The following is a 24,009-nucleotide window of genomic DNA, read 5'->3' on the forward strand; positions in this document are numbered from 1 at the left end:
CCTGGTGCTGTTCGGCGTCCTGCCACTGCTGCTGATCATGTCCGGTGCCCTGCTCTGGGGCTTCCAGCGGATCATCAGCCAGGAGCAAGAGCGCATCAGCATCGACTTCACCCTGCAGAGCCGCTACATGGACGAGCAGCAGGCGCTGCTCACCCGCCTGCAGCAGGCGCACATCCTCGACTACAGCGACCCGCAGCAGAATTCGCCGTGGATCTTCCACGCTATGGACGACCAGCAGATACCCGGCGCGACCCTGTACCAGGGCACGCCTTCGCCGGTCGATACGCCGTTCACCCTGATCTGCCAGGATCTCAAGTCCTGCCCTCTGCAAAGCAGCCGGGCCGCGGGGTTCGGGCGCTACCTGGCCGACCTCTATTCCAGTTTCTGGGTGCGTTCGAGCTTTCCCGCCTCGGGCCTGCTGGTGGTGGATGCCGAACCGGGCACCAGCTACACCGTGCCCACGGTCGGCAACCGCCGCCCCAACCTGTCGGCGCCCCTGACCCAGGCGGCGATGGCCGCGATCCGCGCCGATGCCGCGAGCGCCGACCGCATCCGCTGGATCGGCCTGCAGGGCTACCCCGACCATGTGATCGCCTACCTGCCCTTGCGTCACGCCGCGAGCGGAAGCCCCGGCACCTATGCCGCAACCCTGATCAGCCGCGAGCGAATCAATATTTTTTCCCGGGTGCTGCAACGTGGCATCTACGACGCCCATTGGCTGGTCGGCCGGGAAGACGGCCTGCTGCTGGGTCCGGCGCCGTACCCGAGCGGGGTCGGCCCCGGGGTCAATTATCGGGCTGACGGGCTGGTGTTCCGGGTCGACGCCACCAACGGGGCCTGGACCGGTTACTACATCCTGTCCTACCCCAGCCTGTTCTTCGGCCACTATTGGCTGCTGGCAAGCATCATCGCCCTGCTGTCACTCAGCCCGCTGGCCGGCTGGGCCTATGTGCGCCGCTACAACCGACGGGTGATCGCACCGGCGCAACAGGCCCACCGGCAACTGATGGAAAGCGACCAGTTCAGTCGTACCCTGCTGGAAACCACCCCAGTGGCGCTCTGCGTGTTCAGCCGCGACGAACGCCGGATCGTCTTCGCCAACACCCTGGCCTTCAAGTGGTTCGACACCCAGGTCGGCCAGAGCCTGCACGACAGCGGACTGGAGCAACCGCTGCTGGAGCGGCTCAGCCGCGCCACGCAACCGGGCACCATCGAAAACCACCGCGCCCACGATGGCCGCTCGTTCTATATCGCCTTTGCCCCGACCCGCTACCACAACCAGGATGTGGTGGTCTGTGCCTTCGCCGACCTCAGTGCAAGAGCGCAGATGGAACAGGAGCTGACCCAGGCCAAGCACGCCGCCGACCGGGCCAACGGCGCCAAGTCGGTGTTCCTGGCAACCATGAGCCACGAAATCCGCACCCCGCTCTATGGGGTCCTCGGCTCGCTGGAACTGATGGGGCTGACCGACCTCGACCCCGAACAGCGCCAGTTGCTCGAACGCATCCAGGTGTCCTCCGGGCTGCTGTTGCAGATCATCAGCGACATTCTCGACATCACCCGGATCGAGTCCGGCCAACTGGCCCTGGGCGGGCAGTCGTTCGACCCCCGGGAGCTGGTCCAGGGCTGTACCGGGGCCTTTATCGACAGTGCCCGGAACAAGGACCTGCTGCTGTTTTCCTGCGTCGATCCGCAACTGCCCCAGGCGCTGCTGGGGGATCCGGTGCGGATCCGCCAGATCCTCACCAACCTGATCAGCAACGCCATCAAGTTCACCCTCTCCGGGCACGTCATCGTCCGCGCCCGTGCCGAGCCCGGGAGCGATGGCCAGGTGCTGATGACCCTGCAAGTGGTGGACACCGGCATCGGCATCGGCCAGGAAGAGCAGCAACAGCTGTTCACCCCCTTCTATCAGATCGACGCCCACTCCCACACCGTGCATGGTGCCGGGCTGGGCCTGTCGATCTGCGCCAAACTGGCGGCGATGATGGGCAGTGAAATCCGCCTGACCAGCGCGCTGGGGCTGGGCAGCAGTTTCTCCATGAGCCTCGAGCTGCCGCTGGCTGGCACCAACCCCGCGCCGCGCCAGCCGGACCTGGCCGGTGCACGAATCTACGTGCACAGCCCCCATCACGAACTGACCGGCAACCTCTGCCAATGGCTCAATCGCTGGGGCGCCGAGGCCACGTCCCTGGAAGGCGCGACGCTCGACGGGGTCGGGCCGGGCATTCTGCTGCGCATGTTCGACGCCCCCGGCGGCCGCGCCGAGGCCCTCGCCGGCCTGACTGAAATCGTCCTCGACGGGCAACGGACCGGCCCCGGGGCCAGCCTGGCCGATGCCTGTGATTTCAGCGCCATCGGCTTTCTGCTGGAGCGCAAGCTGCGTGGTGAACCCGAGCCCGGGCCGACCGGCCGGGCCGCGGGCCTGCAACCGCTGAACAGCCTGCCGCCGCTTCGCCTGAACGTGCTGGTCGCCGAAGACAACCCGATCAACCAGGCGACCCTCAGCCACCAGCTCAAGCAATTGGGCTGCCACAGCACCCTGGCCGCCGACGGCGCCGAGGCCCTCGACCTGTGGCGGATCGGCGACTACGACCTGCTGCTGACCGACGTCAACATGCCGCGCATGAGCGGCTATGAGCTCACCACCCGCATTCGCGCGGGCGGCGATGACCGACCGGTGATCGGCGTCACCGCCAACGCCATGTGCGAGGAGGAAGCACGCTGCCGGGCCTGCGGCATGGACGCCTGGCTGGTCAAGCCGGTGCAGTTGCAGACGCTGTGGGCCACCCTGTCCCAACTCAGCGGCCTCGACACCGAGCAGTGCATCCCGTTGTTCGAGGAACCGCCCGGCCTGCCCAGCGACCTGCGGCAGATCTTCATCAGCACCATGACCGTGGATATCCAGACCTTGCGCCAGGCACTCGACGAACAGGATTACGACCGCATCTTCGAGCTGCTGCACCGGGTTCGCGGCTCCCTCGCGGTGGCCGGCTACGAGGCGCTGATCGAGCAGCTCGAGCGTTTCGGGAATGACCTGCGGGAGGCCGGTTTGACGCCCTCCACCCACGCGCATAGCCTGACTCTGCTACACGCCCTGGAGCGGATCAGCCTGCCCGACTGAAACTCTGCCACTTATCCTCTACCGTGCATTTCTTCTGAAAATGGATCGTGTCCACATGAAAAAAATCCGCGTTGCACTGGCCGACGATCATCCACTGGTACTGGCTGCCGTCAGCAGCCTGCTGAACAGCACCGCCCACTACGAGGTGGTGGCGGCAGTCACTACCCCCAGCGCCCTGATCCAACAGTTGGCGGACGACCCGAGCATCGATGTGGTGATCACCGACTATTTCATGGAGGGCGATGAAAAATTCGGCGACGGGATTCGCCTGGTGACCTACCTCATCCGTCACTTCCCGCGGGTCCAGGTGCTGGTCCTGACCATGATGTCGAACCCGATGATCGTCGCCACCCTGTACGACATCGGCGTGCGCTCGGTGCTGCTCAAGCGCCACGACATGAGCGAGCTGCTCAGCGCCCTGGACAACGTCCGGCGCGGGCGCGTGCACTACCCGCCCGACCTTGAGTACAACGAGCAGCACAACGGCCCGGTGCGTTCGATGGCCGAGGGGCTGAGCAGCCTCACGCCCAAGGAATACGAGGTGCTGCGCCACTTCGTGCGTGGCGAATCGATGATGCAGATCGCCGCCAACCTCAAGCGCAGCATCAAGACCGTCAGCGCACAGAAGATCTCGGCGATCCGCAAGCTGAACCTGGACAGCGACCAGGCCCTGGTCGCGTTCTGCCTGGAGTCCGGCGCTTTCCAGTGAACGTGCGGCCCGGGCCCGGGCCGTGCTCATTCATCCAGGTAGTTGTCCTTGATACCCCTGGACCGGCGGTACAGGTACAACCCGACCCGCAGCGCCACCAGCAGCAGGCAAAAGGCCCCGACCACCAGCCAGGTCTCGCCGAAATACTGGGTCAGTACGTTGTACAAAAGAGCCAGCGGGATGAAGATCGCCGTCATCAACAGCATGCGTTTCATTGTTCCTGGCACTCCTCTTCTTCGTCTTTCAACGGACACTTGACCACTTGTTTTGCGCCTTGCCAGGCAATCTGGGTGCCGACGGCACTTTTGATTTTCGAGGAATGGGCCGCTTTGCGCGCAGCCAGTTTGGCGGCGCGGTTCGCGGTATTGGCGGCCTGGCCATTCAGGGTCTTGAGGGCCTTGGCCGAGGTCAGCACGTTCTTGCCGGTGGTGAGCATACCCGGGGCCACGGTGCTCACGGCCCCCGATACCGCCACATGCTTCCAGTTGATGTCGATGCACTTCCACTTGATATCAGTGAGTTCGCGGTCGTTGTCCCAGTTGTCCTTGACCTGCCCCAGCACCTGCTTGCCCGCCTGCACCCCCAGCTCGATGCCGGCACCGATCACCCCGCGCAGGGCGAAGGCGCCGATCACCAGCAAGGGCACGAACAGCCCCGTCGGGTCGTAGGCCACCGAGGGCACGTTCAACGCATAGACGTACAGGTTAGGCCCGCCCCGCAGGCCGATCGGGTCCTGGGTCGCATAGCGCCCCAGTTCCGGCAGGTAGTAGCGATAGCGGTTGTAGTAGAGGTCGCTTTCCAGGTCGTGATACTGGCCCTGGAAACGCAGCGGCTGGTCGGTGGAACCGTTTTGCCCGGTTATCGCGCGCCAGTCGTCGGCCTCGGCCTGCCACAGGGTACGGCCCTGCTCGTCACTCAGGCGCAGCGGGGTGCCGATATGGTCGGTGTGAAAGAAGCCGATACGCGGTGCGCCCAACGCCGGGAAGCACTGCGCCGGCAGCGGTTGGTCTTCGGCCGCCATGGCTTGGCGCACCTGCAACAGTTCCGGGCTGTCGGGCTCGCAGTCCTGCTCCAGGCGCAGCCACGGCACACTGGCCCCGGGCTCGTAGACCGTGGTGCGCAGGCGTTGGCCAAAGGCTTCGGCGCACTGGCGATCGCCGTCCCAGCCGAAGCGCACGGTGTATTCCTGCTCACCTTCGCGCACGGTCTTGGCAATGCGCCGCGACAGGCCGTCATAGCGATAGCGCGCCTCGACCCGCCCCCCATCGGCGCGCCAGCGCACCAGGTGGACCAGGCGATGAGCACCGTCGTAGGCCAGTTGCAGGCGGTTGCCATCGGCGTCGATGCGCTCCAGCAGGTTGCCGGCGCCGTCGTAGCGGTAGCGGCTGCCGCCGAACGCTTCGACCCGATTGCCCAGGCTGCCGACCGCGGACTGCGGCCCGGCCTGGGACGCACTGTCGGTGTGCACATAACCCGAGCGGTACAACTCGTTGTGCAGGCTGGTGCTGCTGTGTTGCGCCGCCGGGGTCGGGGCCTCGCTGTCGAAACGGTTGCCCGCCGGGTCGAAAGCGTAGCGCTGGGGCGTCCCGTCGCTGCGCTGGCTGGCCACCAGGCGGCCGCTGCGGTCGTAGTCATAACGCCGGTTCGGGCGCAGGTTTTCATCGATGCCGGTCAGTTGCCCCAGGGCGTCGTATTGATAGCTGCGCCGCCAGTCATCGCCCGCCGCCAGGGTCAATTGGCTATGGGTCAGGCGTCCCAGGCGGTCGTAGCGGCGCTCGAGGTTGAACAACGCCTCGGGCTGGCCCTTGAGCCGGCCGTCGCGGCGGGTTTCACGGTGCAGGGCGTCGCGCTCGAACGCCAGCTCGGCCTGGGCCACCAGCACCCCGTGCACATGGCCGGGGCCGTAGGTCAACCAGTTGACCTCGGGGGCATCGCCAAAACGGCTGCTCTGGCGCGCGCCCAGTTCGTCATGGCGGTGCGCGACGCTGTAGACCCAGCCGTCGGCGTGGATCTGGTTTTCCAGGCACAGATTTCCCGCCTCGTCATAGGCAAAGCGCAGTTCGCAATCCGCGCCCTTGACCCCGGCCAGGCGCCCGTCGGCCAGCCAGCGGTAATGCTGGCTGCTCGCCGGCGCGCTGACGGTGGCCGGCAGGTGACAGCTCAGCAGACGCCCGTCGAGGTTGTAGGCGTAGGTGGTCTCGCGCTCGTCGGCATCGACCCGCGCCACCAATTCATCGGCGGCGTTGTAGCGGTAGCGCTGGCAGCGCCCGTCAAAGCCGGTTTCCTGCACCAGACGGTCCAGCAGGTCATAGGCAAAATGCGCCTGGGCGCCGTTTTCATTGGTCAGCATGACCAGGCGCCCGGCTTCGTCGTAGCGGTAATGCTGCTCATGCCCGGCAGCATCGGCGACGCAGGTCAGGCGTTCGGCGCGGTCCCAGAAGAACTGGGTGAAGTGCCCGTCGCCATCGGCCATATGGGTCTGGCGCCCCTGGGCATCGTAGCGGTACTTGAGCTGGGTGCCGTCGGCCATGGACAGGCCCGTGACCTGGCCCAGGTGATCGTAGCCACGGCGGGTGACCTGGCCCAGGGCATCGGTTTCGGCCAGCAACTGGCCTTCGCCATCGTATTCGCAGGTCCGGGTCTGGCCCGAGCAGTCGGTGACACTGGCCAGCAGGCCGAGGCGGTTCCAAGTCAGGCGCTTGATGCCGCCCCTGGCATCCACCACCTGGGTGGGCCGGTCCGGCAGCGCCGGGTCGTCGTAGGCATAGCGGGTGATGCCGGCCGGCCCCTGGACGCTGAGCAACCGGGCACTGGCGTCATGCTTGAGCAGCCACTGGCGACCCATGCTGTCGATCAGTTCCTTGAGCAGCCCGGTTTCGTCGTCGATGCTTTTGCGGAATCGGGTCTTGCCCGGGGTCTGTTCTTCCAGCACCCGGCCCTGGCCATCGAGTCGACGGCGGAACTCGCGGCCCAGTGGATCGCGGATCAGCACCAGGCGCCCGAACATGTCGTACTCGAACTCGGTACGGCTGCCATCGGCGCGCACCAGGGCGGTCCAGCGCTGCTCGCCGCCGCTGCCGCTGAACTCGTAACGCTCGGTACGGCCCAGGCTGTCGACCACCTCCGTGGCCTCGCGCTGGTAACGGAACTCGCGGGTCAGGCCGTCGGTTTCACTTTGCTTGAGCACCCGGCCGTGGGACTGGTGCAGGTCCCAGGTGTAGCGCACTTCCAGGCCACCGGGCTCACCGTGGGCCACCAGGATGTGGTTGTGCCAGGCAAACACCCGGACCACTTCGCCGAGGCGGTTGCGCACCGCCACCAGGTCGCCGCTGTCGTTGAACTGGTAGCGCACCAGCCAGTCCAGGCGGCGGCTTTGCAGGTCCAGGTCGGCCGGTACCGGGCCGTCGACATTGGCCAGGATCACCCCCTGCAGACGCACCCCGTCATCCCCCGGCGACGGTTCACAACAGCCCTGGTAGACCAGGGCGTAACTGCGGCCGGCACTGTCGCGGATGCTGGTCAGCAGGCCGCTCTGGCTCCAGCCGAACTCGGTGCGGTAGCCACTGCGGCCGAATGTGGCGTGCAGGCGCCAGACACCATCGGCCTGGCGCTGGAAATGCAGGTAGCTGGTGTCGACCAACAACAGCACGGCACCCTCGTCGGCGGCCAGCGCCTCCGGTACCGCGGCCCAGCGCCCCTTCCACGGCTGAACGGCCGGTCCTTCCTGCGGGGCGCCACCCCGACGCAGCCACAGGCGCTCGGTACCCGAGTAGAACACCGCCCCCGGCGCCAGGGCCGGAAAGCTGATGCGCCGGCCCTGGGCGTCAATCAGCACACAGGCGGTCGGGCTCAGCTCCAGGTGCATGCTCTCCCCCGGCAGCCACCAGCCCTGGCCGAGCCGGCTGATGCGCGGGTTGCTCGACAGGTAGCCGCGACCGAAGGTGAAGGTGTCCGGCGCGGCGAGGGCGAAGTCGACTTCCTCGGGCAGCAGCTTGCAGCCCAGCATCGGGTTCACCGGCTGGCCGACATTGGGCACGCAGGCCGACACCCGGTCGGCGATGCCGACCCCGGACGCGCCGACATGCACCGTTGGCGAGCCGGTGGCGATCACACCGCCGGAAACCTTTTCGCCAACGTGGGAAACGGGAAGACCGCTCATCTATCTGTCCATCCTTGAGGTCTGTGGGACCGTTTACCTGAGGGTGTGCTAGCAGTTGATATCGACATTCGGCGAGAGAATCTCGATCTCCGAGGGCGTGATGCGGATCGTGCTCTGGCCGCAGGTCAGGCGGATCTCCTTGTCGGCCGTGAGTTCGATGGTTTGGCTGCCGAGCTTGAGGCTCTTGCCGTCCAGGGTGATGGTCGAGCCATCGTCGCTGCCGCCCACCGCCAGGTGATAGCTTTCACCGGCCGAGATCACGTTTTTCTTGCCGATCTGGGTGGTCTGGTTCAGCCCGACAAAGGTGTTCATCATCATGCCGACGTTGAGGCTGTACCCGAGCCCGACGTTTTCCATGCGGCCCATGCCGACGTTCTGCAGCGAGGCCATGAGAATGGTCTCGGACTTGTTCATGCCGATCAGCACCGTCTCGTTCAGGTCCACGGTCTTCTTGCGGTTGGCGTGGACCGTGATGGTCTCGTTGTTGTCCACGGTTTCGGTGCGGTCCCGGTGGACGTGCACGGTCTCGTCGCGGTCGATGGTTTTCGCACGGTCGCGGCCCACCCAGTGGGTTTCGTCGTTCTCGACCTCGATGTCCTGGTTCTTCTCGGCATGGATAAACAGCTGCTCCTCGCCCTTCTTGTCCTCCATGCGGATTTCATTGAAGTTGGCCGGCGTGCCGCCCTTGCTTGAACGGCTCTTGATCCCGCTCTGGGTGGCGTTGGCCGGCAGGTCGTAGGGCACCGTCTGCTCAGCGTTGTACACCCGGCCGGTGATGATCGGGCGGTCGGGGTCGCCTTCGAGGAAGCTGACGATCACTTCCTGGCCGATGCGTGGAATGTGCATCGCGCCCCAGTTTTTGCCGGCCCAGCTTTGCGAGACGCGGATCCAGCACGAGCTGTTTTCATCCGAGCGGTCGTGGCGATCCCAATAGAAATGCACCTTCACCCGGCCGAATTTATCGGTCCAGATTTCCTCGCCGGCGGGGCCCACCACCATCGCGGTCTGCGGGCCGCGCACCAGGGGTTGCGGGGTCAGCGGCAGCGGACGGAAGACCTGGGTGGCGTCGATGCAATCCAGGGTGCTTTCAAACTGAAAATCGCCATCGGCGGCGCCCGATTCGTAGGCCTCCTGGCTGATCCGGTAACGGGCGGTGGCCACCAGGTACTCGCGGTTCTGGTCGAGCCGGGGGTAGCCGGTCAGGCTGAACAGATGCCCGCTGCCAATGCCCCGGGCGTTGCCGTGCATGACAATGCGCTCGTACTGGGTCTGGATCGCTTCGATGCGGTTGCGCGCGTACTGCTCGCCATCCTCGGCCTGCACGTATTCGCCGGGGTAGTCGTACAGCGGGTAGTCGCCGTTGCTGTGGGGGCGCGGCACCGTGGAGCGCACTTCCAAACGGGTGCTGGGGCGCTGGAAATCGTAATCGCTGAGCTCCAGGGAGCCGGGCTGCACCTCGTGGTCCAGGTGCCAGTCGAAGATGTGGTCGCGCTCGCGGATCCGGTCCTTGAGCGGGTAGTACGGCACGCTGGCGTAACCGGGCGCCGTGCTGTGGGCGCCGTAGTCGTCGGCCAGCACCAGCACATGGCGCCCCGCCTCATGGCGGAAGAAATAGTAGATGCCCTCCTGCTCCAGCAGGCGGCTGACGAAATCGAAGGCGGTCTCGCGGTACTGCACGCAGTATTCCCACTCGCGGTAGGTGCGGGTCAGAGCGTCTTCGAAGTCGGTGAAGCCCAGGTCGCGAAACACTTGCATGACGATGTCCGGCACCGTGCGGTTCTGGAAGATCCGGCAATCGGAGGTGCGGCTCAGCAGCCACAGCCAGGGCCGGACCGACAGCCGATAACCGGCAAACTGCCCACTGCCGGCAGTCTGCCCGCAGCGGCTGACAATGCCGTGGAAGTAGCGCAGGGAGCCGTCGTATTGCTCGATGGACAGGCTCACCGGCTGGCCGAGCAAGGCGTTCAGCGGCAACGAATGGTGTTTGGAAACCAGCGCCAGCTCGTATTCGAAGGGACGGCCCAGGGCTTCATTGCCATCCATTCGGTCGAGTTGCAGGACATCGGCGCCCAACGGGCTGATGAGCTTGACCACTCGGGCCTGCTGAGTGAGATTCATTGCGATCCTTGCCTGACGATGAGGGACGGTACCCTGTCGGTCCGCGGGACCCAGGGTGCACCCAAACCCGCATTATTCAGAATGCGCGGACCCAGCGCCAGATTTATAACCACATCGACCAGGAAGAATCTGAAGACAATCAAGGATTTGTGACTCAGGCCGCAGCCGCGGCCCGAGTCCGACAGGTCTTCAGCGCACCGGGGTCAGCAACGCACCGGGGGCCGGGGCGAAAGGCGGTTCGGCGCTGGCCGCGCGGGCCACAAAGTCGTCCTGGCGCAGTACCACCAAGGCAATCAGCGACACCACGCCGGTGCCGATGTAGAAGTACCAGGGCGAAGTGATGTCACCGGTAAGCTTGATCAGCCAGGTGGAAATCAGCGGCGCGCTGCCGCCAAACACTGCCACCGGGATGTTGTAGGCCACCGCGATGCCCGTGGAGCGGATCCGCGTCGGCAACAGCTCGCTCATCAGGGCGTAGGTCGAGGAAGCGTAAAGCCCGAACAGGATCGCCACCGCCATCAGCGGGAAGAAAAACGAGGTGGGCGTCGCGGTCGGGGCCGACTTGAAGAACCAGAACATCGCCAGCGTGGCCAGGATCCCGACCACCAGCAAAAACGGCTTGCGTCCGTATCGGTCGGTAAAGGCCCCGCCGAACGGCATGACGAACGCCGCCGAGAAGCTGGCGACGAACACGTACAACAGGGTGGTGCCACTGTCGAACTTGAGGATGCTCGACATGTAGGTCGAGGCGAAGGTCAGCACCAGGTAAAAGATCGAGCTGTGCAAGGTGATGATGAAGAACACCAGGGCAATCGCCCGCTTCCATTGCCAGACCTCACGCAGCGGCGCCCTGGACGTTTGTCCGGCGCGTTGCAGGGCCAGGAACTCGGGGCTGTCCTCGAGCCGCAGGCGGATGTACATCGAGACCAGGCCCAGGGGCGCGGCAATCAGAAACGGAATGCGCCAGCCCCAGGCCTGCATCAGGTCCGCGCCCAGGGCCCAGGTCATGCCATTGGCCACCGCCCCGCCCAGCAACAGCCCGAGCACCGCGGTGACCATCAGCCAGCAGGTGGCAAACCCACGGCGCCCGGGTCCGGCGTACTCGGAAATAAAGCTGGTGATGGTGCCGATCTCGCCACCGGCCGAGAAGCCCTGCACGCAGCGAATCAACACCAGGATGATCGGCGCGGCGATCCCGATCGAGGCATAGGTCGGCAACAGCCCCAGCAGGCAGGTGGAGCCGGCCATCATCACCAGTACCGTGATCAGGGTCTTGCGCCGGCCGATCTTGTCCGCCAGCGGACCGAAAAACAGACCACCCAGGGGCCGGATGAAAAAGCTCAGGGCAAAGGCGGCGAAACTCGCCAGCAGGCTGGTGGTCGGGTCGTCGGAGACGAAAAATGCCTTGCCGATGTACACCGCGAGAAAGCCGTAGACGCCGTAGTCGTACCACTCGATGAGGTGCCCCGACGTGGCACCGATAAACGCCCGGCGCCGTTGCCGGGCCGGGTTTTTCTGTTGCAGATCCATTGTGTGGACTCCTGTCTTGTCGCTATCCATGAAAAACACGCCTCAAGGCGTCACTGAAACGCTCACCGCCTCCATCAACGACAGACGCAGTTCGGTCTTGAGGATCTTGCCGTAACTGTTGCGGGGTAATTCTTTGCGAAACACGTACTTCGTCGGCTTCTTGAACGAGGCCATGCGCTGCACAAACCAGGCGTTGAGTTGCTGTTGATCAAGCACCGCGCCGTCGCGCGCAACGACGAAGGCTACCACCGACTCGCCCCATTGCGGGTGCGGCTCACCCACCACGCAAACTTCAAACACCGCCGGGTGCTGGGCCAGCGCCTCCTCCACCTCGCGCGGGTAGATGTTGCTGCCACCGGAAATGATCACATCCTTGGAGCGATCGGTCAGGGTCAGGTAACCCGCGCAGTCGAGGTAGCCGATGTCCCCGGTCAACAACCAGCCCTGCACCAGGGCCTCGCGGGTGGCCCGCGCATTGCGCCAGTAACCGAGCATCACCGTGGCGCCGCGCACGGCGATTTCACCGGGTTGGCCAGCGGGCAGCGGCGCGCCCTGAGGGTCGCGAATGCTGATTTCGACGCACGAGTGGGCACGCCCCACCGACGACGCCAGGGCCGCCCAGTCGGCGCGGTCGCAGTCGGCGATCAGTTCGCGGGGCAAGGCGCTGATGGTCATCGGGCTTTCGCCCTGGCCGTAGATCTGCACCAGTCGCGGGCCAAAGGTGGCGAGGGCTTCGCGCAAGTCCGCGAGGTACATCGGGGCTCCGCCGTAGACGATGGTCTTGATCCCCGCCCCGGCATAACCCTGGGCCCGCGCCTGCTCGACCATGCGTTTGACCATGGTCGGCGCGGCAAACAGGCTGACCTGCCCCAGCTCACTGGCCAGGGCGAACAGCTCCTCGGCCTTGAACCCGCGGGACTCGGGCACCACATGCCGCGCACCGCAGCGCACATGAATAAAGTTGTACAGCCCGGCGCCGTGGGACATCGGCGCGGCATAGACCACCGCATCCCCGGCGGCTACCGGGTCGACATCGATCGGGTAGCACAGGGACATGGCGCTGAGGTTGCCGTGGGACAGCATCACCCCCTTGGAGCGCCCGGTGGTGCCGGAGGTGTAGAACAACCACGCCAGGTCCTCGGACTGACGCGGGCATGGGCTGCCGAGGCTCTCGGCCAGCGGCCCGCAGGCGCTCAGGGCCAGCTCCCGGCACGGCGGCGTCAGCGCCTGGGGCTCGAACACCTGACCGTCATCGGTGAAGATCAGCCGCGCCTGGGCGTTGTCGGCGATCCACGCGGCTTCGGCCGGGTGCAGCCGGCTATTGATCGGCACCGCCACTGCGCCCGCCCACCAGATGGCATACAGCAACTCCAGGTAGTGGCAGCTGTTTTTCATGAACAAGGCGACACGCTCGCCCGGCGCAATACCGTGCTGCTGCACCAGCTCGGCCGCACGCTGCGCGGCGTGGGCGGCAAAGGTGCGATAGTCGGCCACTGCCCGCGCGCCGCTGAACAACGCCGGGCGCTCGGGCCAGCGACGACCGGCATCCAGTAACCAGTTGGCGATATTCATGCTCAGGCCCTGAGTGCCTGAAGCACCGAGGCATAGTTGGCCACCGCCATGCCGCCCATGTTGAACACCAGCCCGAACTCCGGGCCCGGCACGGCGATCCCGATTGGCTCGCCGGTCAGTTGGCGGAACGCCAGGGCGTGCATTGACACCCCGGTCGCGCCCACCGGATGCCCCTTGGCCTTGAGTCCGCCGGACAGGTTTACCGGCAGGCGGCCACCGGCGCGGACGATGCCGTCGTCCAGGGCCCGATGCCCCTCGCCCTTGGGCGCCAGGCCCATGGCTTCATAAATCAGCAGTTCGGCGATGGTGAAGCAATCGTGGACCTCGGCAAAGCTCAAGTCGGTCAAGGTCAGGCTGGCCCCCCGCAGCGCCGAGTGAATCGCCCGCTGCGGGCCCTCGAAGGCCAGCAGGTCGCGCTGGGCGATCGGCAGGAAGTCATTGACCTGGGTCGCGGCGCGAATCAGCACATCACGCCGAAACAGCCGGGCGCGCTTGGACGAGGCCAGCACAATGGCCGCCGCGCCGTCACTGATCAGCGAGCAATCGGTCAGGCGCAGCGATGGCGCTACATAGGGGTTGCTCTTGGACACGTTGTTGCAATGCTCGAAATCCATGACCCGGTGCATCTGCGCCAAAGGGTTGGCCATGGCGTTGGAGTGGTTTTTGGTGGCGATGGCGGCCATCGAGGCCATCGGGCACTGATAGCGATCGCGGTACTGCTCGGCGGCCAGGCCGAACAACTGGGGGAAACTCAGCCCCGCCTCTTCGACGTCGTTCTGGTAGCCGGCGCCCGCCAGGGCCTGGGTGACCTCGGCCGTGGAGTTGTGGGTCATCTTCTCGGCCCCCACCACCAGCACCAGCTCGGCAGCGCCGGAAAGGATGGCGTTGATCCCCGCCTGGATCGCCGCCGAGCCCGAGGCGCAGGCGTTCTCGCAGCGGGTGGCCGGCTTGAAGCGCAGGCCCGGGTCGGCCTGCATCAGCAAGGACGCGGGGAACGCGTCGGGCACCATCCCGGCGTTGAAGTGCCCGAGGAACAGCGCATCGATCTCCGATGCATCGATGGCGGCGTCCGCCAGGGCCTCGCGGCTGACCTGAACGATCAGGTCTTCCAGGGTGCGACCGTCCAGCCGGCCAAAGGGGGTGTGTCCGGCGGCGACGATGGATACGGAATCATGGGTCATGGCGATTTTCTTCTTTGCTTGTCACAGGCATTCCTTACAATGCCTCCAGCACGAACCCCTCGCTAGTTCGTGCAACTACGTACATGGATAAGTAGCCGCGCCGGGGAGCAGCACCCCGACTGCGAATTCACATCGAGGCAGGATGCCCAATGAACGCTTTCGCCCAACAGAAAAATGACCTTGAGCGCCTGGCGTTCCAAATGTCTCCCGCCCCGCAGCTGATCACCGGCCACCGGGTGATGCTCGACTGCAATGAGGCCTTCCTGCAGCTGTTCGGCTACTCCCATGAAGAACTCGTGGGCCACCTGACCCTGCTGATCTACCCCTCTCAGGCGGACTACACCACCATCGGCAACCGCAGCCGCAACTGGTTGCTCAACAGCAACAGCTGCGCCTATTCCGACGAACGCTTCATGCAGCACAAGAGCGGCGAAGTGTTCTGGGCCAAGGCCCATGGCTACACCCTGACCCTGGACGACCCGTTCAAGCTGATGATCTGGCACTTCGAGCGCATGGACCGCCCGCACCACGCCACGGTCAACCTCACCCCCCGCGAACGCGAAGTGTCGATGCATATCGTCAACGGCCTGACCTGCAAGGAAGTGGCGAAGAAACTGGCGATCTCCCACCGCACGGTGGAAGTCCACCGCGCGCGGCTGATGAAAAAACTGCAAGCCAAAAACAGTGCGGAACTGGTCTCGAAGATCATTTTCGTCAATTGAGCGGGCCCGGCCCAAGCCAGGCCCCGGGCGGCCTCAGCGCCCGGCAAAGCGCAGCCGCGACAACTGGCGCAAGTCGCCCTCGCGGTAGTAATCGTCACTCCAGGCATCATCCACCGCCAATGGCTGGACCTGCTTGAGCGCCAGCTTCTTCGCGTAATAGCGAAAGCGGTAATGCTCGTAAAAACGCAGCAACTCCAGGCCGTAACGGTCCGCCAGGTTGGTGTCGCCACGGATGATCAGAAAGTTCTCGTCATTGCCATTGCTCGCGGCGGCGCTGAGGTTGTGGCTGCCGCTGATGATCACCGGCGCGTCGCTGGTGAAGTCGCTGACGATGGCCTTGGTGTGCACCAGCAAATTGCCCTTCTGGCCCTTCAGTCCTTCCTTCAGCCAGCCTTCCAGGCCATCGTTGAGCAACGCGGTGGCGGCGAACTCGGCGCTGCGGTCGGCATGGAAACCGGTGATGCGGCTGGCGGTGTTTTGCAGGCCGTAACGCAGCACGTCGTCGTAGGGCTGGCCGAGCAAGGCGTTGAGGATCATGTCCGGCAGGGTGAATGCGGTGACGAACAGCAGGTCCTTTTTCGAGGCGTTGATGATCTCGACAAAGGCTTGCAGGTCGCCCTGCCCCGAGCGCGGGGAAAACCCGGCAAACAGCGGCGTGTCCAGCCGCATCGGGTTGTGCTGGGTCAGCCATTTGCGCGTCGCGCCGACGTCTGCCGGGGCGGCCCAGATGTGCTCGAATACCTCCAGGTAGCTCGCGGCCAGGCTGGGGTTGTCCAGCACGTGCACCACGTTGGCCTGGCGGTAGACCCCGTTGGCGGTGAAGTTGGTGCTGCCACAGAGCACGGCGGCCGGCTGCGCCGTGCCGTTGGCGTCGAGCTGGCTGAGGACGATGAACTTGTCATGGAAAATGCTGTGGGTCACCCGCCCGCGCGCATTGGCCGGCGGCAGGTGCTGCAGATTGGCCTGATTCAGCGCCGTGTCCGCATCCCCGGGCTGGGCGTGGTACAGCACCCGCACTCTGGCGCCACGGTCGAAGGCGGCATTGACCGCGTCGATGATCGACTGCAGCTGGTATTCGTAGATTGCGATGTCCAGCGCCCAGTGCGCATCCACCGCACGTTCGATAAACCCCAGCAGCTCGCCGAGCAGGCCGTTTTCCAGCCATTGCCGGGGCGCCTCGGGCCAGGCTTCGATGGGCAGGTGCTTGTTGGCGCTGATCAGCGCATCCAGCTCGGGAAACTTGCGCGAAAACGCCTGGCTGGCGGCCACCGCTCGATTGAAGATCACCCGCTGCCCCGGCGGCAGGCCGTTATCGGCCGTGACCGTGACCTGCAGCGACTCCCCCAGTTGCGGCGCATCCGGGCTGCCATAGGCCAGGTGCACCCGGTAATCCATGGTCGCCCCGGGGTTGACCGCGTAATCGGCCCAGCGAAATTTTTGCAGCGGCGCCTGATCGCTCGGCGTGGCGTTGTACTGAGGGAAACTGTGGGCCTTGCCGGGGAAAGTCAGGCTGTTGAACAGAAACAGCCAGGGCTTGGTGGCGCTGCGCTTTTCAATGGCAAACCCCAGCAACCCCTTGCGCCGCGCGGGATCCAGGTCCATGGCCAGCAACACCCCGTTAGTCCCGGCATAAGCCTTGACCCGAAAATCATCCTTGTCGTTACTCACCAGTACCCGCATACATTCACTCCTGTGACGGTGGACCAAGCGTAGCCCCTGAACCGCCCCCCGGCCTGCGCCCGCGACGGACACCCGTAGCCGCAGCCAGCAGGCTGCGCTGGGCAGCACAGACGCCGTGGCGTGTCAGGTGAATTACGGCGGTTGTGAGGGACAGCGCAGCCTATCGGCAGCGGCTACAGGAGTTGTGTCAGGCAGTTGGGGGCATCTGGTCGATATGACGGTATTCGGCGCCCAGGGCAGTGGCCAGTTGCTGGGCGCGGGCGAGGCGGATGGGGCCGCGCTCGATGTCGATCAGCAATGCCGGGCAGTTGAGGGGGGTCTGCGGCGGCAGGCTTTTCAGTCGGCCGTCGGTGATAAGCAAGACCCGCTGCTGCTCTGCCGGAAAACGCCGTTGGCGCCGGGCCAGCCATTGCGCGGCTTCTTCCAGCGCCTGCAGCAAGGGCGTTCCGCCACCCGCGCCAAGCCCGTCCAGCCACTGGCGCAAATCCGCCGAAGCCTTCAAACCCTGGACCTGCCAGCTCGGTGTGCGGCCACTGGCGGTCAGCAGCGCCAGCCGGGCGCGCTGGCGGTAGGCGTCGTCGAACAGTTGCGCCAGCAGCCCCTTGGCATCACTCAGCGCCGAATGCCGGCGGGTCGAAGCCGAGGCGTCGACAATCACCAGCCACAGCTCATGGGCCGTGCGACTGCGCAGGCGATACAGCAGATCCTCGCGCACCTGTGGCCGACCATTGAGCAAGGTCCCGGGCCAGTTGATCGTGCCCTCAGGCGCCGCCCGGCCCCGACCCTGCCGTCCCTGGTCCAACCTCCCTGCCTGGGGCCTGGCATCCGCCCCCGCGGCAGAGCGAGGGCGGATGCCTAGGGCTTTTTGGCCAGCTCGGCACTTCACGGCGCATGCCGGTGGCTTGGGCCTGGGCCGGCATTTCGCCCCATTGGCCCTGGCCCGTGGCGGCTTGCTGCTGAGTCGCAGACGGCGCCTGGGAAGATTGGGGCTGGTCTGCCGCCGCCGGCGGGGTGTCGCGACGGCGATGGCGCAACGCAAACTCGGCCACGGCGTCGATATCCTGCCCAGTGATCGCCGTTGCCCCGCGCCAGGCGGCATGGGCCCGGGCCGCGCGCAACCACACCAGGTCGGCGCGCAGGCCGTCGACCCCAGCGGCGAAACAGCGCTCGGTGATCTGCGCCAGAGCCCCATCGTCCAGGGCGATCTGCCCCAGCAACTCCCGTGCGCCCTGGCAGCGCTCACGCAGCGCCACTTGCTGCGGCGCCCACTGCTCGCAGAAACCCTGGGGATCACTGTCGAAATCCAGGCGCCGACGAATGATCTGCCCGCGCTCGCTCGGCGGCGTCTGCCCACCCAGCGCCACATTCAGACCGAAGCGGTCGAGCAGTTGCGGGCGCAGCTCGCCCTCCTCCGGGTTCATGGTGCCGATCAGCACGAACTTCGCCGAATGCCGATGGGAAATGCCGTCACGCTCGATGAGGTTGGTGCCGCTGGCGGCGACGTCCAGCAACAGGTCCACCAGATGATCGGGCAGCAGGTTGACCTCATCGACGTACAGCACGCCGCCATCGGCCTTGGCCAGTACCCCGGGGGAAAACTGCGCCCGGCCCTCGCCCAGCGCGGCATCCAGATCCAGGGTGCCCACCAGCCGCTCTTCGGTCGCGCCCAGGGGCAAGGTGACAAATTGCCCGCTGGCCAATAGATCCGCCAGCCCCCGGGCCAGAGTCGACTTGGCCATGCCCCGTGGCCCTTCGATCAGCACCCCACCGATTTTCGGATCGATGGCAGTCAGGCACAGCGCCAGTTTCAGGTCATCGGCGCCAACCACGGCGGACAGCGGAAAATGTGGGGTATCGCTCATGTCGGGGTCTCGGTCAGGGCCTGGGTGCGTAAAGATTGGGGTGAGCGCTGGTTGTGTGTGGTTTGTGCCGGCCAGCGCAGCCTGCGGCAGCGGCTACAGGTGCCGCTAGCTCTCTTCAATGTCCAGCAGCAGGTTTTCCAGGGCCTCGCGGTACTCGCCAGGCTCTTGCCACAGACCACGCTGCTGGGCTTCGAGCAGGCGTTCGGTCATGTCGCGCAGGGCATGGGGGTTGTGCTGCCGGATAAACTCGCGGGTCGACGGGTCAAGCACATAGGCGTCAGCCAGCAAGGCGTATTGGTGGTCATCGATCAGTTCGGTGGTGGCGTCGAAGGCGAACAGATTATCCACGGTCGCGGCCATTTCAAAAGCGCCTTTATAGCCATGGCGCTTGACCCCCTCGATCCACTTCGGATTGGCCGCCCGGGAACGGATCACCCGGTTCAACTCCTCCTTGAGACTGCGGATTTTCGGCAGGTCCGGCTGGCTGTGGTCGCCATGGTAACTGGCGGCCTTGGCCCCGCTGAGGCTTTCCACCGCCGCCAGCATGCCGCCCTGGAACTGGTAGTAGTCGTTGGAGTCGAGCAGGTCGTGCTCGCGATTGTCCTGGTTTTGCAGCACCGCCTGCACCTGGCTCAGGCGCTGGGCGAACTGCTCGCGGGCCGCCGTGCCTTCATCACTGCCGCCGTAGGCATAACCGCCCCAATTGAGGTAGACCTCGGCCAGGTCTTCGCGGCTTTGCCACAGGCGCCCATCGATGGCGCCCTGGACCCCGGCCCCATAGGCCCCGGGCTTGGCCCCGAAAATCCGCCAGCCGGCCTGGCGCGCCGCCGCGTCGGCATCCAGCCCTGCCTCCAGCAGGCTCTGGCGCTCGGCGCGGACCTTGGCCGCCAGCGGGTTGAGGTCATCGGGCTCATCCAGCGCCGCCACTGCCTGCACCGCGGCATCGAACAGCCGGATCAGGTTGGCGAAGGCGTCGCGGAAGAACCCCGAGACCCGCAGGGTCACGTCGACCCGAGGCCGGTCCAGCAGGCTCAGGGGCAGGATCTCGAAGTCATCGACCCGCTGGCTGCCGGTGGCCCACACCGGGCGCACGCCCATCAAGGCCATGGCCTGGGCGATATCATCACCGCCGGTGCGCATGGTCGCCGTGCCCCACACCGAGAGCCCGAGCTGGCGCAGGTGGTCGCCGTGATCCTGCAGGTGTCGCTCAAGAATCAGATGGGCTGACTGAAAGCCGATGCGCCAGGCGGTGGTGGTCGGCAGGTTGCGCACGTCCACCGAGAAAAAATTGCGTCCGGTGGGCAGCACGTCCAGGCGTCCGCGACTCGGCGCACCACTGGGCCCTGCCGGCACGAAGCGCCCGCCCAGGGCATCCAGCAGGCCGCGCATTTCTGCCGGGCCGCAGGCATCCAGGCGCGGTGCGACCACGTCGCGCAGGCCGTCGATAATCGCCTTCACCTCTGCCCAACCCGGCTCCTCGAGTTGCTCCAGCGGCCCTTGCAGGGCACTTTCGATCAACTGTCCGGCAAACAGTTCGAGGCGCTCGCGGGTATCCCCGGCGGTGCGCCACAGCTCAGTGCTGACCTGCTGCAACAGCGGTGGACGGCGTTCGCTCCAGGGTTCGGCCAGGGCGCAATCCAGCGGATCGAACCCCAGCTCGAAAGCCTTGGCCAGGGCCCGCAGCAGGCTCGACTGCGCGCCCCGGCCATCGCCGCGGGGGATGCGCAGCAGGGCCAGCAGGGTGTCGAGGCGCAGGCGCCCGGTGGGCGATTCGCCGAACACGTGCAGGCCGTCACGGATCTGCGATTCCTTGAGGTCGCACAGGTAGGTGTCCAGGCGCGGCAGCCAGATCGCCGCATCGGCGTCGCTGTCGAGTTTTTCGTCGAGCTGCAATTCGCGGTCGATGCGGGTTTCCCGCACCAGCTTGAGAATGTCGCGCTGCAACTCGCGGGCACGCCGCGGGTCCAGCAGTTGGGCTTCGTAATACTCGTCGGCCAACAGCTCCAGGTCGCGCAGCGGACCATAGGTTTCGGCGCGGGTCAGGGGCGGCATCAGGTGGTCGATGATCACCGCCTGGGTCCGGCGCTTGGCCTGGGCGCCCTCCCCCGGGTCATTGACGATAAACGGGTAGATATTGGGCAGCGGCCCCAGCAATGCATCCGGCCAGCAGCTCTCGGACAGCCCGACACCCTTGCCCGGCAGCCACTCCAGGTTGCCGTGCTTACCGACGTGAATCAGTCCGTGGGCGCCATAGGCCTGGCGCAGCCAGAAATAGAACGCCAGGTAACCGTGGGGCGGCACCAGGTCCGGGTCGTGGTAGACCGCACTGGGATCGACCTGATAGCCCCGGGCCGGCTGGATACCGACAAAGGTCAGGCCAAAACGCAGGCCGGCGACCATCATCCGTCCGCCGCGAAACATCGGGTCCTGTTCGGGGCTGCCCCAACGCGCTTGCACCGCCTGTCGATTGGCTTCGGGCAAGGCGTTGAACATCAGCCGGTAGTCGTCCAGCGCCAGGCTTTGCGCGCAGGGCCGCAGGTCGATGCTGTCGAGGTCATTGCTGACGCCACCGAGCAATTGCTGGATCAACGCCGTGCCGCTGGCCGGCAGCTCGGTGCTCAGCGGGTAGCCCTCGGCCTGCAAGGCGCGCAGGATATTCAGCGCCGCCGCCGGGGTATCCAGGCCGACACCATTGCCGATGCGCCCGTCCCGGGTCGGGTAGTTGGCCAGGATCAGCGCGATGCGCTTTTGCCCGTTGGGCACCCGGGCCAATTCGATCCAGCGCCGCGCCAGTTCGGCGACGAAATCCATGCGCTCGGGCTGGGCCCGGTAGCAGACCACGTCCGACTGGCTGCGCTCGCTGCGCCAGGCCAGGTCCTTGAAGCTGATGGGCCGGCTGATGATGCGCCCGTCCAGCTCGGGCAAAGCGATGTGCATCGCCAGGTCGCGCGGGCCCAGGCCTTGTTCGCTGGCGCGCCAGCCGGGTTCGTTGTCCTGGGCGCAGATGGCCTGGATCACCGGGATATTGCGCCGAAATGGCCGCAGATGCGGGGCTTCGGGGCTGGACTGGGCAAAGCCGGTGGTGTTCAGAATCACCCCGGCCTCGACTTCATCCAGCAAGTCTTCGACCACCGTCAGGCAGCCGGGCTCCTTGAGACTGGCCAGGGCAATCGGCAACGGGTTGAGCCCGGCCGCCTGCAAACGCTGGCAAAACACATCAATAAACCCGGTATTGGCCGCCTGCAGATGGGAGCGGTAAAACAGCACCGCCGCCACCGGTTGTCCGGCGTGCCAGTCGGCCTGCCAATCGCCCAGGGTCGCGGCGCTTTTATGGGGGTGGTAAATCGCCGTGCGCGGCAGGGTCTGCGGCTCGGCCCAGGCATAGTCGCGGCCCAGCAGGCTGGCGGCCAGGCAACGGTACAGATTCAGGGCATTGTCGCGCCCGCCCTGGCGCAAGAAGTGCCACAGCCGATCGCGCGCGGCGGCCGGCACCGTGCTCAGGTCGCTGAGCTCCGGGTCCGGGCGGTCATCCCCCGGCACCAAAATCAGCTGCACCCCGCGCTCGGCCAGTTGCACCAGGCGTTCGACGCCGTAGCGCCAGTAGCCGATGCCGCCGTGCAGGGAAATCAGGATCACCTTGGCGTGACGCAGCACCTGGTCGACATACAGGTCGACCGAGGCGTGGTTCTGCACCTGCATCGGGTTGGCCAGGCGAAAACTCGGGAAGTCGTCCGGCAACTGCTGGGCCGCTTCCGCCAGCAGCGCCAGGCTGGAGTCGCCGCTGCACAGAATCACCAGCTCGGCGGGGGTTTGTCCAAGGTCGGCAATGTTGTCATCCGACACGAAACCGCCGGGCTGGGTCCTGAGCAGGTGCATGGGTTAAACGCTGAGGGCGGCGCGCAGTTGCGCTTCGAGTTGCTCGGCGTCCAGCTCCTGGCCAATCAGCACCAGGCGCGTGGTTCGGGCCTCGTCGGCGCCCCACTGGCGGTCGAAGTGCTTGTCGAAACGGGTGCCCACGCCCTGGATCAGCAAGCGCATCGGCTTGTTGGGGATGGCGGCAAACCCCTTGACCCGCAGGATCCCGTGCTTGACCACCAGTTGGGTCAGGGCATCGAGCAGCAGGCTTTCCTCGGCTTGCGGCAGTTCGATGGAGATCGAATCGAAAGCGTCGTGATCGTGGTCGTCATGATCGGCATCGTCGCCGTCATGGTGATGGTCGTGGTGGCTGTGACGGCTGTCGATGTGTTCTTCGGAGCCAGCACCCAGGCCCAGCAACACGTCCAGCGGCAGGCGACCGCTGCTGGCTTCGATGACCTTGACCGCTGGCGGCAGTTCTTCAGCCACTTCCAGGCGTACTTTTGCCAGGTCTTCGGCGCTGATCAGGTCAGCCTTGTTGAGAATCACCAGGTCGGCGCTGGCCAGTTGGTCGGCGAACAGCTCGTGCAGCGGCGATTCGTGGTCCAGGTTGGGGTCGAGCTTGCGCTGGGCATCGACCTGGTCCGGGAAGGCGGCGAAGGTGCCGGCGGCCACGGCCGGGCTGTCGACCACGGTGATCACCGCGTCGACGGTGCAGGCGCTGCGGATTTCCGGCCACTGGAAGGCCTGGACCAGGGGTTTTGGCAGAGCCAGGCCCGAGGTTTCGATCAGGATGTGGTCAAGGTCGCCGCGCCGGGCTACCAATTCGCGCATCACCGGGAAGAATTCTTCCTGCACGGTGCAGCACAGGCAGCCGTTGGCTAGCTCGTAGACTCGGCCGCTGGCTTCTTCTTCAGTGCAGCCGATGGAGCATTGCTTGAGGATTTCACCGTCGATGCCCAGTTCGCCAAATTCGTTGACGATCACCGCGATCCGGCGCCCCTGGGCGTTGTCGAGCATGTGCCGCAGCAAGGTGGTTTTGCCCGAGCCAAGGAAGCCGGTGACGATGGTGACGGGAAGTTTGGCCAGTGTTTTCATCGGATGCCCTTTGGCAAGGTGGCGGGCATACGGGACGAAAACCGCGGCAATGGCTGCGCGGAAGAGTTCGCCACCGGATCACCCCGCCCGGTTGTAGTGAGAATTCGTCACGAGGCAGGTCTCCTGGCTGAGGGTGTGCCGGTGCTAACCGACGATTGACGCGCCTTCCCGCCAACGCCTTGAAGCGCGTGCAGTGGCTGTGCATCAACCATGACCCTTTACAGTTGCGGGGGCAGCCGCGGCTTGGACCGCGTTCCCTTCTTAGCTTCGGCCGACTGCGCCGAAGAACCTCGAGTGCGCAAGGCTACGCAGAGCGCAGGAGCCGGTCAATGCGCATTGTCGGCCAGCCTCGGTGCCGGCGCGGGGAAAATTCATTGCCCGGTCCCGGCGCCATTGCGA

General features: G+C 65.8%; 13 protein-coding genes, 1 pseudogene and 1 riboswitch. Of the genes and pseudogenes, 3 read left to right on the plus strand and 11 right to left on the minus strand.

Features of this window, described 5'->3' with window-relative positions; translation table 11 throughout:
* Positions 1-4: 4 nt before the first annotated feature.
* Positions 5-3,124: a hybrid sensor histidine kinase/response regulator gene (locus JFU57_RS27635; protein WP_342032581.1), complete on the plus strand. Its 3,120-nt coding sequence runs from the start codon at positions 5-7 to the stop codon at positions 3,122-3,124.
* A gap of 55 nt (positions 3,125-3,179) precedes the next feature.
* Complete coding sequence (locus JFU57_RS27640) at positions 3,180-3,833, plus strand: response regulator transcription factor (RefSeq protein WP_078468764.1); 654 nt, start codon at positions 3,180-3,182, stop codon at positions 3,831-3,833.
* A gap of 26 nt (positions 3,834-3,859) precedes the next feature.
* Here JFU57_RS27640 and JFU57_RS27645 read toward each other — a convergent pair whose 3' ends face one another.
* The 6 genes from JFU57_RS27645 to JFU57_RS27670 all read right to left on the minus strand — a co-directional run bounded on the left by JFU57_RS27645 (position 3,860) and on the right by JFU57_RS27670 (position 14,393).
* Entirely contained in the window at positions 3,860-4,048 is a 189-nt protein-coding gene (locus JFU57_RS27645; RefSeq protein ID WP_020297025.1) for a hypothetical protein, read from the minus strand.
* Positions 4,045-7,992 carry an RHS repeat-associated core domain-containing protein gene (locus JFU57_RS27650; RefSeq protein ID WP_201131493.1) on the minus strand — a complete coding sequence of 1,316 codons (3,948 nt, stop codon included), beginning with the start codon at positions 7,990-7,992 and terminating at the stop codon, positions 4,045-4,047. The genes JFU57_RS27645 and JFU57_RS27650 overlap by 4 nt, the downstream gene beginning before the upstream one ends.
* A gap of 48 nt (positions 7,993-8,040) precedes the next feature.
* Complete coding sequence (gene tssI, locus JFU57_RS27655) at positions 8,041-10,110, minus strand: type VI secretion system Vgr family protein (RefSeq protein ID WP_078468762.1); 2,070 nt, start codon at positions 10,108-10,110, stop codon at positions 8,041-8,043.
* 189 nt (positions 10,111-10,299) lie between these two features.
* Positions 10,300-11,640: an MFS transporter gene (locus JFU57_RS27660; protein WP_201131494.1), complete on the minus strand. Its 1,341-nt coding sequence runs from the start codon at positions 11,638-11,640 to the stop codon at positions 10,300-10,302.
* 42 nt (positions 11,641-11,682) lie between these two features.
* On the minus strand, positions 11,683-13,212 hold the full coding sequence (locus JFU57_RS27665; protein ID WP_201131495.1) for a class I adenylate-forming enzyme family protein: 1,530 nt from the start codon (positions 13,210-13,212) through the stop codon (positions 11,683-11,685).
* 2 nt (positions 13,213-13,214) lie between these two features.
* On the minus strand, positions 13,215-14,393 hold the full coding sequence (locus JFU57_RS27670) for an acetyl-CoA acetyltransferase (protein ID WP_078468759.1): 1,179 nt from the start codon (positions 14,391-14,393) through the stop codon (positions 13,215-13,217).
* 149 nt (positions 14,394-14,542) lie between these two features.
* On the opposite strand from JFU57_RS27670, the gene JFU57_RS27675 reads away from it, so the two are divergent.
* Positions 14,543-15,115, plus strand: a complete 573-nt coding sequence (locus tag JFU57_RS27675) for a LuxR C-terminal-related transcriptional regulator (protein ID WP_078468758.1) — start codon at positions 14,543-14,545, stop codon at positions 15,113-15,115.
* A gap of 33 nt (positions 15,116-15,148) precedes the next feature.
* On the opposite strand, the gene JFU57_RS27680 is transcribed toward JFU57_RS27675, so the two are convergent.
* From JFU57_RS27680 to cobW, 5 genes and pseudogenes are all read right to left on the minus strand, one after another.
* On the minus strand, positions 15,149-16,795 hold the full coding sequence (locus JFU57_RS27680; RefSeq protein WP_201131496.1) for a phospholipase D-like domain-containing protein: 1,647 nt from the start codon (positions 16,793-16,795) through the stop codon (positions 15,149-15,151).
* Positions 16,796-16,982: 187 nt separating this feature from the next.
* Positions 16,983-17,597, minus strand: a complete 615-nt coding sequence (locus JFU57_RS27685; RefSeq protein WP_201131497.1) for a vWA domain-containing protein — start codon at positions 17,595-17,597, stop codon at positions 16,983-16,985.
* Between the two features lie 55 nt (positions 17,598-17,652).
* A pseudogene (locus JFU57_RS27690) lies at positions 17,653-18,657 on the minus strand (ATP-binding protein); the annotation flags it as partial.
* A gap of 105 nt (positions 18,658-18,762) precedes the next feature.
* Entirely contained in the window at positions 18,763-22,533 is a 3,771-nt protein-coding gene (cobN, locus tag JFU57_RS27695) for a cobaltochelatase subunit CobN (protein WP_201131498.1), read from the minus strand.
* 3 nt (positions 22,534-22,536) lie between these two features.
* Positions 22,537-23,610, minus strand: a complete 1,074-nt coding sequence (gene cobW / locus JFU57_RS27700; protein WP_020296890.1) for a cobalamin biosynthesis protein CobW — start codon at positions 23,608-23,610, stop codon at positions 22,537-22,539.
* Between the two features lie 96 nt (positions 23,611-23,706).
* A riboswitch (cobalamin riboswitch) is annotated at positions 23,707-23,918 on the minus strand.
* Between the last annotated feature and the right edge of the window lie 91 nt (positions 23,919-24,009).

The sequence above is a fragment of the Pseudomonas sp. TH07 genome (genome assembly GCF_016651285.1).
GTDB lineage: Bacteria > Pseudomonadota > Gammaproteobacteria > Pseudomonadales > Pseudomonadaceae > Aquipseudomonas.